The following is a 15,342-nucleotide window of genomic DNA, read 5'->3' on the forward strand; positions in this document are numbered from 1 at the left end:
ATTTTTGCAGCTAGGACGGGAGACGTTCCATGATGCTCATCGAAGAGACGAGCGTGCCCGACGCGGCACTGCCGGTGGCGGAGTTCAAGGCGCATCTGCGGCTCGGCACGGGCTTTAGCGACCATGCCGTGCAGGACGCGGTGCTCACGTCGTTCCTGCGTGCGGCCATGGCAGCCATAGAGGGACGGACGGGCAAAATCCTCCTGAGCCGGGATTTCGCCTGGACGCTGACGCGGTGGCGCCATCCCGTGCAGCAGGTGCTGCCCGTGGCGCCGGTCACGGACCTCGTAGAGCTCGTCATCGCAGATGCCGCGGGCAACGAGACGACCATCGATGCGAGCAGCTACCGCCTCGAGCGCGATCACCACGCGCCGCGCCTGTGTGCCGCGGGCGGCGTGCTCCCCGCGATCCCGGCGGGCGGGACGGCGGACATTTCTTTCCGCGCGGGCTACGCGGTGGCCTTTGGCGATCTGCCAGCCGATCTCGCGCAGGCGGTCTTCATGCTCGCCGGGCACTACTACGAACACCGCGCAGAAACGGGCCGGGACGAGGGCGCAATGCCCTATGGCGTCAGCGTGCTTCTCGAGCGCTACCGGCCCGTGCGCCTCGGCACGGGAGGGGGGCTCGCATGAGGACGTCCATGCCGATGCTGAATCGGCCCCTCGTGCTCGAAGAGCGGGTGCGGACGCCCGACGGGGCGGGCGGCTACACCGAGAGCTGGGTCCCGCTGGGCACGCTCTGGGCCGAGCTCAAGGCGGGCACGGGACGGGAGACGGGCGAGAACTTCTCGACCCGGTCGCGCGCGCCCTACCGGATCACCGTCCGCGCCGCGCCCGAAGGCGCACCGTCGCGCCCGAAGCCCGATCAGCGCTTCGTGGACGGCACGCGCATCTTCGGCATCCGCGCCGTGGTGGAAGCGGGCATCGATGGCCGGTTTTTGACCTGCAACGCGCTCGAAGAGGTAGTGACATGAGCTTTGCCGGATCAAGCGGGCTGCAGGCCGCCGTGTTTACTGCGCTCACAGGTGACGCCGCGCTCACGGCGCTCGTGGGCAGCGACATCTACGACGCGCTGCCTTCCGGCGTGGTGCCCGAGCTCTACGTGAGCCTCGGCCCGGAAGACGCCATCGACGCCTCCTCGAAGACGGGCGCAGGTGCGCGCCATGACTTCACCGTCTCCGTCGTCACCGATGCGTCCGGCTTCCAGGCGGCCAAGGACGTGGCCTCGGCCATTTGCGACGTCCTCCTCGATGCGGATCTTCCCCTCGCGCGGGGCAGTCTCGTCGGGCTCTGGTTTCTTAAGGCCAAGGCCGCGCGGGCCGGCGATAGCGACGTGCGCCGGATCGACCTGACATTCCGCGCGCGGATCGACGGGGTCTGACCCCGGCTCCTGCACGCGCGACCCTCACTTCCCTTCCAGAATGGAGAAAGAGCCATGGCAGCTCAGAACGGCAAGGACCTGCTCCTCAAGGTCGACATGAACGGGACGGGCTCCTACGAGACCGTGGCGGGCCTGCGCGCGACGCGCGTCAGCTTCAACACGGAGGCCGTGGACGTCACCAGCATCGAAAGCTCGGGCGGCTGGCGCGAGCTCCTCGCGGGGGCGGGCACGAAGACGGTGGCGATCACGGGATCGGGCGTCTTCAAGGATGAGGTCACCGACGCGCGGATGCGCGAGATCTTCTTCGCGGGTGAAAACCCGGGCTTTCAGATCATCGTGCCCGATTTCGGCACCGTTGAGGGACCATTTCAGGTCACCGCGCTCGAATATGCCGGCTCCCATGACGGCGAGGCGACCTACGAGCTTTCCCTCGCCTCGGCGGGTGTCATCGGCTTCACGGCATTCTGAGCATGGCCAACCCGCTGGCAGGAGAGGTGGCGCTGGTCGTCGCCGGGGAGCGGCGCGTCTGCAAGCTCACGCTGGGCGCGCTGGCCGAGCTGGAGGAGGCGCTGGGCGATGACAGCCTCATCGCGCTCATCGAGCGCTTCGAGGGAGGCCAGTACAAGGCGCGGGACGTCCTCGCCCTCGTGGTGGCAGGCCTCCGCGGCGGTGGATGGTCGGGCTCAGAACGCGACCTCATGGGCGCCGAGATCGAAGGTGGCCTGCGAGAGGCGGCGCGGGTGGCAGCCAGACTTCTGGTGCTCGCCTTCACGCCGGTGGGCGAATGAGCGCGCTCGACTGGCCCGCGCTCTGCCGGCTCGGCCTCACGCAGATGCGTCTGAAGCCCGCGGAATTCTGGGCGCTGACGCCCGCCGAACTGCAACTCATGGCCGGGACCGGCGGCCCTGCGCGGCTCGGCAAGGCCGATCTCGGTGTGCTCATGGCGCGCTTCCCGGACGCCGTGGACGATTTGGAAAAGGAGCCCAAGGATGATTGATTTCGATGGCCTCGGCGGGTTTGATGAAGAGCTCGGCCAACTGACGGGAAGCGTGGAGGAGGCGCGGGTCGTCACCCAGAGCTTCACCCACGAGATCGATCGCGTGAAGCTTTCGCTGGCATCGGTGAATACCGACGTGGCGACCTTCGAAAAGGGGCTGTCGAAGGGCCTGAAACGCGCCTTTGATGGCGTCGTCTTCAAGGGGCTCGAGCTGTCTGATGCCATGCGGGTGCTCGGCGAAAGCCTTTCGCGCACCGTCTACAAGGCCGCGCTCGATCCCGTTGCAGATGGCTTTGCAAGCTCGATCGCGAGCGGCCTCGGCGGGCTCTTCGGGGCCTCACCCTTCGGCGAGGGGGCGGCGTTCTCGAGCGGGCGCGTCACGCCCTTTGCCCGGGGTGGGATCGTGAGTCAGGCCACGGCCTTCCCCATGCGCGGCGGCGTGGGGCTCATGGGCGAGGCCGGGCCCGAGGCGATCATGCCGCTCGCGCGCGGCAGCGACGGGCGGCTCGGCGTGCGCAGCGCCGGGGGCGGCACGCCCGCCAATGTCACCATCAACGTCACAACACCGGATGTCGCGGGGTTCCAGAAGAGCCGCGGGCAGATCGCCGCGCAGGTGAACCGCGCGCTGGCCCGCGGACAGCGGAACGCCTGAGGGAGGGCCCCATGTTTCACGAAGTCAGATTTCCCGCCACGTTGAGCTTTGGCTCCATTGGCGGGCCCGAGCGCCGCACGGAGATCGTGACGCTCGCCAACGGGTTCGAAGAGCGAAATACGCCCTGGGCCCATTCCCGGCGTCGCTACGATGCGGGCGTGGCCATGCGTTCGCTCGATGACGTGGAGGAACTCATCGCGTTCTTCGAAGCGCGGCGCGGGCAGCTCCACGGCTTCCGCTGGAAGGACTGGTCCGACTACCGCTCCGTTGCGTCCAACCGGCAGGTGGCCTTTGATGACCAGGTGATCGGAGAGGGCGACGGCGTGCGCGCCGACTACCAGCTCCTGAAGGTCTACCGGTCGGGCCAAGAGCTCTACGAGCGTCCTATTCAGAAGCCCGTGGACGGCTCGGTGCGCGTCGGCATCGGCAACGTGGAGCAGCAGGACACGATCGATTACACCGTCGACCCGGCCACGGGGATCGTCAGCTTCGCACACCCGCCAGACGACGGTGCGGAGGTCACTGCGGGCTTCGAGTTCGACGTGCCTGTCCGATTTGATACCGCCTCCATCCAAACCTCCGTAGCCTCGTTCCGGGCAGGGGATGCGCCGAGCGTGCCCGTGGTGGAGATCCGGGTATGAGTGCCGAGGCGCTCAAGGCGCATCTCGCCACCGGTGCGACGAGCGTCGCCCGGGCCTGGCTGCTCGAGCGTCGCGACGGGCTGCGCTTCGGTTTTACGGATCACGATCTGCCGCTCAGCTTCGCAGGCGTCACCTTCGACGCCAATGGTGGCCTCACGGCGGCCGCGCTGACGCAGACCTCGGGTCTCTCCATTGACAATACCGAGGCACTCGGGGCCCTGAGCGACACTCGCATCACCGAGGCCGATGTCAATGCCGGGCTCTATGACGGTGCGTGGGTGACGGCTTGGCTCGTGAATTGGGCTGAGCCAACAGCACGAAAGGTCCTGTTTCGCGGGCAGGTGGGGGAAGTCCGACGGGGCGACGGCGCCTTCACCGCCGAACTGCGTGGCCTCACGGAACTGCTCAACGAGCCGCAGGGTCGCACCTATCTGCGGACCTGCCCCGATCTCGGCCTCTACGATTTCGATTTCTCGCAGCCGGGCTATGCCACCGAGGTGCCGATCGAGGAGATCGAAGACAGGCGCATCCTCCGCTTTGCAGCGCTTCCGGGCTTTGATCCGGATTGGTTCGAGCGGGGGCGGCTCGAGGTCATGAGTGGCGCAGGCCAAGGGCTCAGCGCCGCGATCAAGTGGGACAGGATCACGCCCTCGGGGCGTGAGATCGAGCTCTGGATGTCCGTGCGCGCCGATCTGAAACCGGGCGACACCGTCCGGCTCGAGGCAGGCTCGGACGGGACGCTCGAGACCGCGAAACTTAAATTCGACAACGTCGTCAATTTCCGCGGCTTTCCCTTCATCCCCGGCGATGACTGGCTCTCCGCCGTGCCTCGGCAGGGCGGACGCAACAGCGGCGGCGCGCTCGTCTGATGACATGCGACGTGGTCCGTGCGGCACGCCAGTGGCTGGGCACGCCTTATCATCACCAGGCGAGCGAGAAGGGAGTGGGCGCGGATTGCCTCGGCCTCGTGCGCGGTGTCTGGCGCGAGCTCTATGGCGCGGAAACCGTACCCATCCCGGTCTATAGCGCGGATTGGTCGGAAACGGCGCAGGAAGAGCGCTTGTGGGAGGCGGCTCGCGAGCTTTTCCGGGAGGTCTCGCGGCCTCCTGTGCCCGGCGATCTCGTCCTCTTTCGGATGCGCCGCGGGACCGTGGCCAAGCATCTCGGCATCATCTCCGGCATGCAGCCCGATCCCTGCTTCATCCATACCTACCAAGGGCACGGAGTCGTCGAGACGCCTCTCAGTGCTCCCTGGTCCCGGCGGGCAGTCGCCCTCTTTGAATTTCCCCAACGCGAGGCCTGATCGATGGCGACACTCCTTCTTTCTGCTGCGGGCGCGGCGCTTGGCGGTGCCGTGGGGGGCTCCGTCCTCGGGGTGTCCTCCGTGGCCATCGGGCGGCTTGTGGGCGCCACGATCGGCCGCTCCATCGATCAGCGGCTGCTCGGGCAAGGCGCGCAGGCCGTGGAGACCGGGAAGGTCGACCGGTTTCGGCTGACCGGTGCCTCCGAAGGCTCTGCCATGACGCAGCTTTACGGGCGGCTGCGCGTCGGCGGACAGGTGATCTGGGCCACGCAATTCCTCGAAACCCGGCGAACCACAGGCGGGGGGCGCGGGCGCAAGGGCGCACCGCCACAGCCGAAGACGACGACCTACAGCTACTCCGTGTCCCTTGCCATCGCGCTCTGCGAAGGAGAGATCTCGCGCGTGGGGCGCGTCTGGGCGGATGGCGAGGAAGTCGCCCCCGAAAGTCTGAACATGCGCGTCTATCGAGGCTCGTTCACGCAGTTGCCGGACCCGAAGATTGCGGCCGTGCAAGGCGCCGAGAACACTCCGGCCTTTCGAGGGACGGCCTACGTCGTGATGGAGGACCTTGACCTCACGCCATTCGGCAACCGGGTGCCGCAGTTCAGCTTCGAGGTGATACGGCCTGCGCAGGGCGGGACGCGCGCGGCGCCAAAGGACATGGGCGATGCCGTGCAAGCCGTGGCGATGATGCCGGGCTCGGGCGAGTACGTGCTCGCCACGACGCCGGTGGTTTACGACGCGGGCTACGGCAAGACCTCGCTGGCCAACGTGAATACGGCCTCGTCGCTTACGGACTTCTCGGTGTCCTTGCAAACCCTGCAGGAAGAACTGCCGAATTGCGGATCGACATCGCTTATCGTGTCATGGTTCGGCGACGATCTCCGCTGCGGGGCATGCAGGCTCATCCCACGCGTGGAGCGGAAGGGGGCCGATCCCTCGGACATGCCCTGGCGCGTGGCAGGGATCAGCCGATCCGAGGCAGAGGTCGTGCCCCTCGATGATGCGGGCCGCCCGGTCTATGGCGGAACACCCACGGACCAATCCGTGGTGGAGGCGATCGAAGCCACGAGGGACGCGGGGCTCGAGGTGATGTTCTACCCGTTTATCCTGATGACCCAGCAAACGGGCAACAGCCTGACCGATCCCTATGGGGGCGGCGAGGGCCAACCGGCCCTGCCTTGGCGCGGGCGGATCACGACCTCGCTCGCGCCCGGTTCTCCGGGTAGCCCCGACGGGACCGCCGCTGCGGAGGCCGAAGTGGCGGCCTTCTTGGGCATCGCGCAGGCCTCGGATTTCACGGTGAACGGCAAGAGCGTCAGCTACACCGGCCCCGCGGATACCGGCTATCGCCGCTTCATTTTGCACTACGCCCATCTCTGCGCCGCGGCTGGAGGCGTCGACGCGTTTTGCATCGGGTCGGAGATGCGAGGCCTCACCACCATCCGCGGCGAAGGGGGAAGCTTTCCCGCCGTGACCGCTCTCATGGCGCTGGCCGCGGAATGTCGGGCGATCCTCGGGCCGGACTGCAAGATCAGCTACGCCGCCGACTGGTCGGAATACTTCGGGTACCAGCCCCAGGACGGGTCCGGCGATGTCTACTTTCATCTCGATCCGCTCTGGATGCATGACGACATCGATTTCATCGGGATCGACAACTACATGCCGCTCTCCGACTGGAGGGACGGCTCGGACCACCTCGATGCAGAGGCCGGCGCGATCTATGACCTCGACTACCTGATGGGCAACATCGAGGGCGGAGAAGGGTACGACTTCTTCTATGCCTCGCCGCAGGCCCGAGAGTCCCAGATCCGGACACCCATCACGGACGGCGCTCACCATGAGCCGTGGGTCTATCGCTACAAGGACATTCGCAACTGGTGGGGCAATTATCACCATGAGCGTGTCGGCGGGACCCGGGCGACCTTTCCGACGGATTGGCGCCCCGCCGAGAAACCCATCCGCTTCACGGAGCTCGGCTGTGCGGCGATCGACAAGGGCACGAACGAGCCCAACAAGTTCCTCGATCCCAAATCCTCGGAATCAAGTCTGCCGCATTTCTCCAACGGGCTGCGCGATCCGCTGGTCCAGCTTCAGTATCTGCGCGCCATGGCGACCTACTGGGAGAACAGCGCGAACAATCCGGTGTCGAGCACCTATGAGGGACCGATGATCGACACCGCGCGGGCCCATGTCTGGAGCTGGGATGCCCGGCCCTATCCTTATTTTCCGGGCCGCCGCGATGTCTGGGCGGACGGGGAGAACCATGGGCGGGGCCATTGGATCAGCGGCCGGTCTTCCGGTCGGACGCTTGCGGATGTTGTCGCCGAGATCTGCATGCGCTCCGGGGTCACGGAATTCGACGTGAGCCGACTCTTCGGCTTTGTCCGCGGTTATGTCGTCACCGATGTGAGCGACGCGCGGGCTGCGTTGCAGCCCCTTATGCTGGCCTACGGCTTCGACGCCGTGGAGCGGGACGGCACCCTGCATTTCTTCAATCGCAACGGTGAGGTCACGGAGGCCTTACAGGAAGGCGCGCTCGTCTATCGTGGTGGGGAAGAGCCGGTCCTGCGACGGGATCGGGCTGCCGATGCCGAGATCGCCGGGCGCGTTCAAGTGACCTTCGTGGACGTGGACGGAGACTTCGAAACCGCGGCAGCCGAAGCCGTGTTCCCCGAAGAGGACTTGCACACGACAACGAGCTCCGAGCTTCCGCTGGCTCTGACGCGGGCAGAAGCGCGCGCCATTGCGGAGCGGTGGCTATCGGAGACGAAACTGGCGCGCGACGGTGCCGAATTCGCGCTGCCACCCTCACTGGCGCATCTGGGGGCGGGTGATGTGGTGGCCTTGCCGGAGGCCGGCGGCGAAGCGCGGTTTCGCATTGACCGTGTCGAGGACACCGAAGCGCGCCTGGTGGAGGCTGTCCGGGTGGAGCCCGGGGTTTATGATCGGCCTGCCGATCTCGAGGCCGAGGTGGTCGTGTCGGACTTCGTGCCGCCGCTGCCCGTCTTCGCGGCATATCTCGACCTGCCGCTCATCACCGGAGATGAGCCGCCCCATGCGCCGCGCATTGCCGCGACGGCCTCCGACTGGCCGGGTGTCGCTGCCCTATTTGCATCGCCCTCGGGCGAGGATTTCGAGCTCTTGGATGTTATCGATGTGCCTGCAACCCTCGGTGAGGTGCTGGAAGACATTCCCGCTGGGCCCCTTGCCGTCAAAGACCGGGCCACGACGATCCGCGTGCGCCTGACACAAGGGATGTTGAGCAGCATCACCGAGGCTGCGCTTCTGGCCGGCGGCAATCTCGCGGCGCTGGGAGACGGCACGGCGGATGCTTGGGAGATCATCCAGTTCCAGGAGGCGCGGCTCGTGGCCGAGAGCACGTATGATCTGACGATCCTGTTGCGTGGGCAGCTCGGTTCGGATGCCCTCATGCCCCCGACGTGGCCGGCGGGGACGGTCTTCGTCCTGCTTGACGGAGCCGTGCGCCCTCTCGATCTGCCGAGCACCAGCAGGAACGTCTCCCAGACCTATCGCATCGGGCCATCAGGGCGGCCTTTCGATGATCCGAGCTATCGCGAGACGACGCTCGCCTTCCGCGGCAACGGCCTCCGGCCCTACGCCCCCGTGCACCTGAGTGCCAAGCGAAAGAGCGATGGGTCGCTTGAGGCCCAGTGGATTCGCCGAACCCGCGTGGACGGCGACATCTGGGATGGCGGCGATGTCCCGTTGGGTGAGGCCCATGAAAGCTACCGCGTCAGGCTGCTCCAAGGCGGCGTCTTGGTGGTCGAAGTAATCACCAGCGCGCCGGCATGGTTGCTTCCTGCAGGGGAAGTCCCTCTGGGTAGCCTCGAGGTGGAAGTGTCTCAGATTTCGGAGAAATACGGGCCAGGGCCTAGCATTGTGTGCCCCGTGACGTGATCTTCTCCGTTTAAGTTTGCGTGCTTGTGCTTATTTTGTGTAGGCACGGCGCAACTGGAGGAGATCGCCATGGCTGTCACGGACCAAAAGCTCAGCACACTCGACCCCGTCTGGGCGCGGGTGTGTGCGGACGGGCATGACGCGATCGCGGAGGAGCCCATCCTCGGCGGGTTGGTGCATTCCTCGATTCTGCACCACGCGACGCTGGAGCACGCTCTGGCGTACCGGATCTCTCTCAAGCTCTCCTCGGCCGAGATGTCGGAGCAGATCCTGCGCGAGATCGTGGATGAGGCCTTCGCGGCGTCACCGGACATCGGGATGTCCGCTCGCGCGGATCTCGTCGCGGTCTTCGAACGCGACCCCGCCTGCCACCGGATGATCCAGCCCGTCCTCTACTTCAAAGGATACCAGGCCGTGCAAGCCTATCGGATCGCGCATTGGCTCTGGAATTCAGGCCGCAAGGATCTTGCCTACTTCGTGCAGGCGCGGGCTTCCGAGGTCTTCGGCGTGGATATCCACCCGGGCGCGCGGATCGGGAAGGGGATCATGATCGATCACGCCCATTCCATCGTGATCGGCGAGACCGCGGTGGTCGGGGACAATGTCTCCATGCTGCATTCGGTGACGCTCGGCGGCACCGGTAAGGAAGATGACGACCGCCATCCCAAAATCCGTGACGGTGTCCTGATCGGGGCAGGGGCGAAGGTGCTTGGCAATATCGAGATCGGTCACTGCAGCCGGATCGCCGCGGGCTCCGTGGTCCTCGACCCCGTGCCGCCCTGCAAGACCGTCGCGGGTGTACCCGCACGCATCGTGGGCGAGGCGGGCTGCGATCAGCCCTCCCAGCTCATGGATCATCTTCTCAGCGTTTCTGCGGGGCCGGACGCCTGAACGTCCGGCCGTGGAGTCTCAACCTTTAGGCCAGCATCGTCAGCGGGTTTTCGAGGTTGTCCACGATGTGCTGCAGGAGCTCCGCGCCAAGCGCGCCGTCGATCACGCGGTGATCCACAGATAGCGTCACGGACATGACCGTGGCCACGCCAAGCTCTCCGTCATCGCCCACCACGGGCTGCTTCTTGCCAGCGCCCACCGCGAGGATGGCGCCATGGGGCGGATTGATGACGGCGTCGAAGTTGTCGATGCCGAACATGCCGAGATTAGAGATGGCAAAAGAACCGCCGACATATTCGTGCGGCTTCAGCTTTCCGTCCCGCGCACGGCTGGCGAGATCTTTCATCTGCGCGGAGAGCGCGGAGAGCGACCGCTGGTCGGCATCCTGCAGGACCGGCGTGAAGAGACCACCGTCGACAGCCACGGCCACCGCCACATCCGACGGCTTCAGCTTGATTATGCGATCTCCGGCCCAGACGGCATTGGCATCGGGCACCGCCTGAAGCGCGAGTGCGCAGGCCTTGATGATGAAATCGTTGACCGAGAGCTTCACCCCGCGCGTCTCCAGCTGCTTGTTGAGCTGGCTGCGGAACTTCAGAAGCGCGTCGAGCTTGATATCGCGCCGCAAGTAGAAATGCGGGATCGTCTGCTTCGCCTCGGTGAGGCGGCTCGCGACGGTCTTGCGCATCCCGTTGAGCGCGACTTCTTCGGTCTCGCGCCCCTCCAGCATCTTGCGGACCTGATCGACACCCGGACCTGTCGGCATCGCGCCAGCGGGTGCGGCGGCCTTCGGGGCTTCTTTCGAGGCTTCGGCAGCGGGGGCTGGTGCGGGCGCCTTTTCCGCATTCTCCACATCGGCCTTGATGATCCGACCATGCGGCCCGGAGCCCTTGATAGAGCTGAGATCAAGGCCCTTGTCCTTGGCAATGCGCCGCGCGAGAGGCGAGGCGAAGACGCGGTCACCGCCAGACGCGACAGGCGAGGGCGCAGGCGCCGCCGCGACCGGCGTCGTGCTTCCGCCATCAGTGGCGGGCTCGCTCACGGCCTGAACCTCCGCCGGCGTGGGCGCGTCGGCCGCCGGGCGCACCGGCGCGCTTTCACTGGCGCTGTCGGGCACGTCCTCGCCGTCTTCGACAAGGATCGCGATGGGCGCGTTGACTTTCACGCCCTCGGTGCCCTCGACGATGAGGATCTTTCCCATCACACCTTCGTCGACGGCCTCGAACTCCATCGTGGCCTTGTCGGTTTCGATTTCCGCGAGCAGGTCGCCGGAGGAGATGGTGTCCCCCTCCTTCACAAGCCACTTCGCGAGCGTGCCTTCCTCCATCGTGGGCGAGAGGGCGGGCATCAGGATTTCAGTCGCCATGTTCTTTTCTCCCTCTACTGAACGTGGCCGCGCTTGAGCGGCTGCGTGGGGGCATTGGCTTCGGCGTTAAAGATATTGGCGATCTGGTGGAACGCCTCTTCTTCACTGCCGTCAAAGGAGGTCTGGGCGAGGGCGCGCGCCATGTGGCGCCCGATATCTGCATGCATCACGCCCGCTTCGCCCGGATTGACCAGTTGCTCAGGATCGAGGTGAACACTCACCGTCTCCTGCGCATTCTCTACGCGAAGGGCGATCAGCATCGGATTCTGGATGCTGACCCCTTCCTCTTTCTTCTGCCAGAACATGCGCAGACCCTCAGCGGTAGGTGACCTGGCGCACGGCCTCGAGCACCTCTGCGGTGCTGGTGAGGGCATGCTTTTCCAGGTTGGCCGCGTAGGGCATGGGCACATCCTTGCCCGTGCAATTAATGACCGGCGCGTCGAGGTAATCGAAGGCGTGGGTCATGATGTAGGCGCTGAGGTGATTGCCCATGGAGGCCACGGGGAAGCCTTCTTCCACGGTCACCACGCGGTTCGTCTTCTGCACGGAAGCGATGATGGCGCCGTAATCGATGGGGCGCAGTGTCCGCAGGTCGAGCACCTCGGCGCTCACACCTTCTTCTGCAAGCTTATCAGCAGCTTCGAGCGCGTACTTCATCCCGATGCCGAAACTGATGATCGTGACATCGTCTCCCTCGCGCCAAATGCGCGCTTTCCCGAATGGGATGGTGAAGTCGTCGAGCACCGGCACCTCAAAGGACTGACCGTAAAGGATCTCGTTTTCGAGGAAGATGACCGGGTTCGGGTCCCGGATCGCCGTCTTCAGAAGGCCCTTGGCGTCCATGGCCGAGTAGGGCTGCACCACCTTGAGGCCGGGGACGGACGAATACCATGCCGCGTAGTCCTGGCTGTGCTGCGCTGCCACGCGGGCTGCCGCGCCATTGGGCCCGCGGAAGACCATCGGTGCACCCATTTGGCCGCCCGACATGTAAAGCGTCTTGGCGGCGGAGTTGATGATCTGGTCGATCGCCTGCATCGCGAAGTTGAACGTCATGAACTCCACGATCGGGCGCAGGCCGCCAAAGGCTGCCCCGACAGCGATGCCGGCGAAACCGTGCTCCGTGATCGGCGTGTCGATCACACGCTTGGCGCCGAACTCGTCCAGCATCCCTTGCGAGACCTTGTAGGCGCCCTGGTACTCGGCCACCTCCTCGCCCATGAGATAGACGGCGTCGTCCCGGCGCATCTCCTCGGACATTGCATCGCGCAGTGCTTCTCGCACGGTCTGCGTCTTGAACTCGGTGCCCGCGGGCACGTCGGGCTCCACGGCTTTTGACTCCACCGGCATGGCAGGTGCCGAGGGCGCCACCTTGCCCTCAGCGCCATTCAGCATGGCGGGGGCAGGGGCCGTCTCCTCCTTGGGGGCCTCGACCTCGGCGGCGGAGGCATCCTCACCGTCTTCCAGAAGGACCGCGATGGGCGCGTTCACTTTCACGCCCTCGGTGCCCTCGGAGACGATGATCTTTCCCATCACACCTTCATCGACGGCCTCGAACTCCATCGTGGCCTTGTCGGTTTCGATTTCGGCGAGGATCATGCCGGATTCAATCGTATCGCCTTCCTTCACCAGCCACTTGGCCAGCGTGCCTTCTTCCATGGTCGGAGAGAGGGCGGGCATCAGGATCTCGGTAGCCATTACGCCATCTCCTGCGGCGCTTCTTCTGCGTAGATATCGGTCCAGAGCTCTTCGAGCGCGGGCTCGGGGCTTTCCTTGGAGAACTCGGCGGCCTCGTTCACGACGGCCTTGATGTCCTTGTCGATGGCCTTGAGCTCGTCCTCGGTGGCGTGCTTGCCCGTCAGGAGCATCTGGCGCACGCTTTCGATCGGATCGCGCTCGTCGCGCATCTTCTGGACCTCGTCGCGCGTCCGGTATTTCGCCGGGTCGGACATGGAGTGTCCGCGGTAGCGATAGGTCATGACTTCGAGGATGTAGGGGCCCTTGCCCGCCCGGCAGTGCGCGATGGCCTTCTCGCCGGCTTCCTTCACCTTGAGCACGTCCATCCCGTCCACTTGCTCGCCGGGGATGCCGTAGGCGGCGCCCCGCTCCCAAAGCGACGGCGACTTCGTGGAGCGCTTCACGCTGGTGCCCATGGCGTACTGGTTGTTCTCGATGACGAAGATGACCGGCAGGTCCCAGAGTTCTGCCATGTTGTAGGTCTCGTAGACCTGGCCCTGGTTCGCGGCGCCGTCGCCGAAATAGGCGAAGGTGACGCGGTCGTTGCCCTTGTACTTGTCGGAGAAGGCGAGCCCTGCGCCGATGGGCACCTGTGCTGCGACGATGCCGTGACCGCCGTAGAAGTGCTTCTCTTTCGAGAACATGTGCATAGAGCCGCCCTTGCCCTTGGAGTAGCCGCCCTCGCGGCCCGTGAGCTCGGCCATGACGCCTTTCGGGTCCATGCCGCAGGCGAGCATGTGCCCGTGGTCGCGGTAGGAGGTGACGCGCTTGTCGCCTTCATCGGCAGCGGCCTCGAGACCAACCACCACGGCTTCCTGCCCGATATAGAGGTGACAGAAGCCCCCGATGAGGCCCATGCCGTAGAGCTGACCGGCCTTCTCCTCGAAGCGGCGGATCAAGAGCATCTCGCGGTAGTGGTTGAGCAATTCGTCTTTCGAGACGTTGGCGCCCTTCTTGGCTGCGGCGGTCTTGCGCGTGGCCATCGGCTCCTCCCAGATGGTTTAACGTTAAACTATCCCGTACCCGATTCACGACGCGACGTTAACCCACGACATGTGGCACGCGGCAATGCGCCCGTTGCATGGCTCTCATGGCGAATTCTGGCGGGATTGGCGGCGAATGCCCTACTCGACGACGATTTCGTCGGCGCGGATGAGGCCCAGCACGTCACGGGCCTGTTCATCGAGAAGATCGAGATCAAGATAAGTATCCGACAGTCGCAGGGTCTTATTCTCGAGAACGGCGATCTCGGCGGAGAGTTCCGACAGTTCCTCTCCCAGGATGCGCGCCTCGGCCTCCACCTCCGCGCGTTTGAAGAGGCCGAAATCCCCCTGGACCGCTGCAAAAGTGAAATACGCGCCGAGCGCGAGGCACGTCGTCAGGTAGGCGAGCGCGCCCAGGGCGGGCGTGGTGCGAGAAGGGGTCATGTCTGCCTCTTTGGCCTCTCCCGGGCCGTTTCGCACACAATGCCACAGGTGATTCGCCCTGTGAATCCCCTTTCTCACAAGTCTTTGCGGTATCTGTCAGGCGATGGACGCGCGGTAGATGGAGTCGATCGTGTCAGCGATCGTCGCATTAAAGGCCTCGTCGCTCTGCTGGGCGCTCAGCCCCTCGGTCAGCGCCCGTGAGAAGCTCGCGATCATGCCCTTGTTCTTCGAAAGCCGCGCATTGGCCTCGTCGCGCGAGTAGCCGCCCGAGAGGGCGACGACGCTCATGACCTTCTCGTGGGCGATGAGCGGCGCGTAGAAGCCGGGTGTCTCCGGCAGCGTGAGCTTCAGCATGATCTCGGACGGCTCGTGATCGAGCCGCGCGAGGAGCGCGGTGCGCAGCATGTCCTCCGCCTCCGCCTTGTCGGGGATCGAGATCGTGATCTCCGGCTCGAGGATCGGGACAAGGCCGTGGGCCGCGATCTGCGCGCCGAATGCGAATTGCTGTTCCACGATGGCCGCGATGCCGGCCGCGTTGGCCGCGTTGATGACGGAGCGCATCTTCGTCCCGAACACGCCTTTCTCGACCGCGCGCGCGCAGAGATCGTCGAGGTCCGGGATCGGCTTCATGAGCTGGACGCCATCGGCCTCCGCCTCGAGCCCCTTATCCACCTTCAGAAACGGCACGACGCCCTGGTCTTCCCAGAGGTAGGCCGCGCTGTCCTTGCCGTTCATCTGCCGGTCCATGGTGTTCTCGAAGAGGATCGCGCCGACGACCTTCTCGCCGGTGAACGCGGGCGCGTCGACGATCCGGGTGCGCATCTCGTGGATGAGGCCGAACATCTCCTCGTCGCCGTTGAACGCATCCTCCTCGATCCCGTAGGCCTTCAGCGCCTTCGGCGTGGAGCCCCCTGACTGGTCAAGTGCTGCGATGAAGCCTTGTCCGGCGCGGATTTTGGCGGCTTGGGTCTCGTTCGGCATGGGGATCTCCTTGGGTTCGAGGCGAAGTAGAGCCCCGGGCGCTGAGATT

At 65.5% G+C, this 15,342-nt stretch carries 18 protein-coding genes; 12 read left to right on the forward strand and 6 right to left on the reverse strand.

The window, feature by feature from the left end; genetic code table 11:
* Positions 1 to 29: 29 nt before the first annotated feature.
* From AAFM92_03485 to cysE, 12 genes are all read left to right on the forward strand, one after another.
* Positions 30 to 632 (forward strand): head-tail connector protein, encoded by a 603-nt coding sequence (locus AAFM92_03485; GenBank protein MEL7299425.1) that lies wholly within the window; start codon positions 30 to 32, stop codon positions 630 to 632.
* Between the two features lie 8 nt (positions 633 to 640).
* The gene (locus tag AAFM92_03490; protein MEL7299426.1) at positions 641 to 973 is read left to right on the forward strand and encodes a head-tail adaptor protein; all 333 of its coding nucleotides are present in this window, start codon (positions 641 to 643) and stop codon (positions 971 to 973) included.
* Positions 970 to 1,380 (forward strand): DUF3168 domain-containing protein, encoded by a 411-nt coding sequence (locus tag AAFM92_03495; protein MEL7299427.1) that lies wholly within the window; start codon positions 970 to 972, stop codon positions 1,378 to 1,380. Before AAFM92_03490 ends, AAFM92_03495 begins: the two co-directional genes overlap by 4 nt.
* Before the next feature lie 54 nt (positions 1,381 to 1,434).
* On the forward strand, positions 1,435 to 1,848 hold the full coding sequence (locus AAFM92_03500) for a phage major tail protein, TP901-1 family (GenBank protein ID MEL7299428.1): 414 nt from the start codon (positions 1,435 to 1,437) through the stop codon (positions 1,846 to 1,848).
* 2 nt (positions 1,849 to 1,850) lie between these two features.
* The gene (locus AAFM92_03505; protein MEL7299429.1) at positions 1,851 to 2,168 is read left to right on the forward strand and encodes a gene transfer agent family protein; all 318 of its coding nucleotides are present in this window, start codon (positions 1,851 to 1,853) and stop codon (positions 2,166 to 2,168) included.
* Positions 2,165 to 2,377 (forward strand): rcc01693 family protein, encoded by a 213-nt coding sequence (locus AAFM92_03510; protein MEL7299430.1) that lies wholly within the window; start codon positions 2,165 to 2,167, stop codon positions 2,375 to 2,377. The genes AAFM92_03505 and AAFM92_03510 overlap by 4 nt, the downstream gene beginning before the upstream one ends.
* Positions 2,370 to 3,029, forward strand: coding sequence for a phage tail tape measure protein (locus tag AAFM92_03515; protein ID MEL7299431.1), 660 nt, complete (start codon positions 2,370 to 2,372; stop codon positions 3,027 to 3,029). The genes AAFM92_03510 and AAFM92_03515 overlap by 8 nt, the downstream gene beginning before the upstream one ends.
* Positions 3,030 to 3,040: 11 nt before the next feature.
* On the forward strand, positions 3,041 to 3,670 hold the full coding sequence (locus AAFM92_03520) for a DUF2460 domain-containing protein (GenBank protein MEL7299432.1): 630 nt from the start codon (positions 3,041 to 3,043) through the stop codon (positions 3,668 to 3,670).
* On the forward strand, positions 3,667 to 4,539 hold the full coding sequence (locus AAFM92_03525; GenBank protein MEL7299433.1) for a DUF2163 domain-containing protein: 873 nt from the start codon (positions 3,667 to 3,669) through the stop codon (positions 4,537 to 4,539). The genes AAFM92_03520 and AAFM92_03525 overlap by 4 nt, the downstream gene beginning before the upstream one ends.
* A complete protein-coding gene (locus tag AAFM92_03530; GenBank protein MEL7299434.1) occupies positions 4,539 to 4,973 on the forward strand; it encodes an NlpC/P60 family protein in 435 nt (144 codons plus the stop codon). The genes AAFM92_03525 and AAFM92_03530 overlap by 1 nt, the downstream gene beginning before the upstream one ends.
* Positions 4,974 to 4,976: 3 nt before the next feature.
* Positions 4,977 to 8,894, forward strand: a complete 3,918-nt coding sequence (locus AAFM92_03535; protein ID MEL7299435.1) for a glycoside hydrolase/phage tail family protein — start codon at positions 4,977 to 4,979, stop codon at positions 8,892 to 8,894.
* A 69-nt stretch (positions 8,895 to 8,963) separates the two neighbouring features.
* Complete coding sequence (cysE, locus tag AAFM92_03540; protein ID MEL7299436.1) at positions 8,964 to 9,785, forward strand: serine O-acetyltransferase; 822 nt, start codon at positions 8,964 to 8,966, stop codon at positions 9,783 to 9,785.
* Between the two features lie 25 nt (positions 9,786 to 9,810).
* Here the strand turns inward: cysE and AAFM92_03545 are convergent, their stop codons facing one another.
* From AAFM92_03545 to AAFM92_03570, 6 genes are all read right to left on the reverse strand, one after another.
* Positions 9,811 to 11,151, reverse strand: coding sequence for a pyruvate dehydrogenase complex dihydrolipoamide acetyltransferase (locus AAFM92_03545; GenBank protein ID MEL7299437.1), 1,341 nt, complete (start codon positions 11,149 to 11,151; stop codon positions 9,811 to 9,813).
* 14 nt (positions 11,152 to 11,165) lie between these two features.
* A complete protein-coding gene (locus tag AAFM92_03550; protein ID MEL7299438.1) occupies positions 11,166 to 11,456 on the reverse strand; it encodes a DUF5076 domain-containing protein in 291 nt (96 codons plus the stop codon).
* A gap of 10 nt (positions 11,457 to 11,466) precedes the next feature.
* Positions 11,467 to 12,846 (reverse strand): pyruvate dehydrogenase complex E1 component subunit beta, encoded by a 1,380-nt coding sequence (locus AAFM92_03555; GenBank protein MEL7299439.1) that lies wholly within the window; start codon positions 12,844 to 12,846, stop codon positions 11,467 to 11,469.
* On the reverse strand, positions 12,846 to 13,868 hold the full coding sequence (pdhA, locus tag AAFM92_03560) for a pyruvate dehydrogenase (acetyl-transferring) E1 component subunit alpha (protein MEL7299440.1): 1,023 nt from the start codon (positions 13,866 to 13,868) through the stop codon (positions 12,846 to 12,848). The genes AAFM92_03555 and pdhA overlap by 1 nt, the downstream gene beginning before the upstream one ends.
* 141 nt (positions 13,869 to 14,009) lie before the next feature.
* A complete protein-coding gene (locus tag AAFM92_03565) occupies positions 14,010 to 14,312 on the reverse strand; it encodes a septum formation initiator family protein (protein MEL7299441.1) in 303 nt (100 codons plus the stop codon).
* A gap of 96 nt (positions 14,313 to 14,408) precedes the next feature.
* The gene (locus AAFM92_03570; protein MEL7299442.1) at positions 14,409 to 15,293 is read right to left on the reverse strand and encodes a fructose bisphosphate aldolase; all 885 of its coding nucleotides are present in this window, start codon (positions 15,291 to 15,293) and stop codon (positions 14,409 to 14,411) included.
* Between the last annotated feature and the right edge of the window lie 49 nt (positions 15,294 to 15,342).

The sequence above is a fragment of the Pseudomonadota bacterium genome (genome assembly GCA_038533575.1).
Taxonomy (GTDB): domain Bacteria; phylum Pseudomonadota; class Alphaproteobacteria; order Rhodobacterales; family Rhodobacteraceae; genus Shimia_B.

What these genes read in the sequence shown, in the direction of transcription:
- AAFM92_03485 (MEL7299425.1), top strand. Translation starts at nt 30, where the DNA reads ATGATGCTCATCGAAGAGACGAGCGTGCCCGACGCGGCACTGCCGGTG.
- AAFM92_03490 (MEL7299426.1), top strand. Translation starts at nt 641, where the DNA reads ATGCCGATGCTGAATCGGCCCCTCGTGCTCGAAGAGCGGGTGCGGACG.
- AAFM92_03495 (MEL7299427.1), top strand. Translation starts at nt 970, where the DNA reads ATGAGCTTTGCCGGATCAAGCGGGCTGCAGGCCGCCGTGTTTACTGCG.
- AAFM92_03500 (MEL7299428.1), top strand. Translation starts at nt 1,435, where the DNA reads ATGGCAGCTCAGAACGGCAAGGACCTGCTCCTCAAGGTCGACATGAAC.
- AAFM92_03505 (MEL7299429.1), top strand. Translation starts at nt 1,851, where the DNA reads ATGGCCAACCCGCTGGCAGGAGAGGTGGCGCTGGTCGTCGCCGGGGAG.
- AAFM92_03510 (MEL7299430.1), top strand. Translation starts at nt 2,165, where the DNA reads ATGAGCGCGCTCGACTGGCCCGCGCTCTGCCGGCTCGGCCTCACGCAG.
- AAFM92_03515 (MEL7299431.1), top strand. Translation starts at nt 2,370, where the DNA reads ATGATTGATTTCGATGGCCTCGGCGGGTTTGATGAAGAGCTCGGCCAA.
- AAFM92_03520 (MEL7299432.1), top strand. Translation starts at nt 3,041, where the DNA reads ATGTTTCACGAAGTCAGATTTCCCGCCACGTTGAGCTTTGGCTCCATT.
- AAFM92_03525 (MEL7299433.1), top strand. Translation starts at nt 3,667, where the DNA reads ATGAGTGCCGAGGCGCTCAAGGCGCATCTCGCCACCGGTGCGACGAGC.
- AAFM92_03530 (MEL7299434.1), top strand. Translation starts at nt 4,539, where the DNA reads ATGACATGCGACGTGGTCCGTGCGGCACGCCAGTGGCTGGGCACGCCT.
- AAFM92_03535 (MEL7299435.1), top strand. Translation starts at nt 4,977, where the DNA reads ATGGCGACACTCCTTCTTTCTGCTGCGGGCGCGGCGCTTGGCGGTGCC.
- cysE (MEL7299436.1), top strand. Translation starts at nt 8,964, where the DNA reads ATGGCTGTCACGGACCAAAAGCTCAGCACACTCGACCCCGTCTGGGCG.
- AAFM92_03545 (MEL7299437.1), bottom strand. Translation starts at nt 11,151, where the DNA reads ATGGCGACTGAAATCCTGATGCCCGCCCTCTCGCCCACGATGGAGGAA.
- AAFM92_03550 (MEL7299438.1), bottom strand. Translation starts at nt 11,456, where the DNA reads ATGTTCTGGCAGAAGAAAGAGGAAGGGGTCAGCATCCAGAATCCGATG.
- AAFM92_03555 (MEL7299439.1), bottom strand. Translation starts at nt 12,846, where the DNA reads ATGGCTACCGAGATCCTGATGCCCGCCCTCTCTCCGACCATGGAAGAA.
- pdhA (MEL7299440.1), bottom strand. Translation starts at nt 13,868, where the DNA reads ATGGCCACGCGCAAGACCGCCGCAGCCAAGAAGGGCGCCAACGTCTCG.
- AAFM92_03565 (MEL7299441.1), bottom strand. Translation starts at nt 14,312, where the DNA reads ATGACCCCTTCTCGCACCACGCCCGCCCTGGGCGCGCTCGCCTACCTG.
- AAFM92_03570 (MEL7299442.1), bottom strand. Translation starts at nt 15,293, where the DNA reads ATGCCGAACGAGACCCAAGCCGCCAAAATCCGCGCCGGACAAGGCTTC.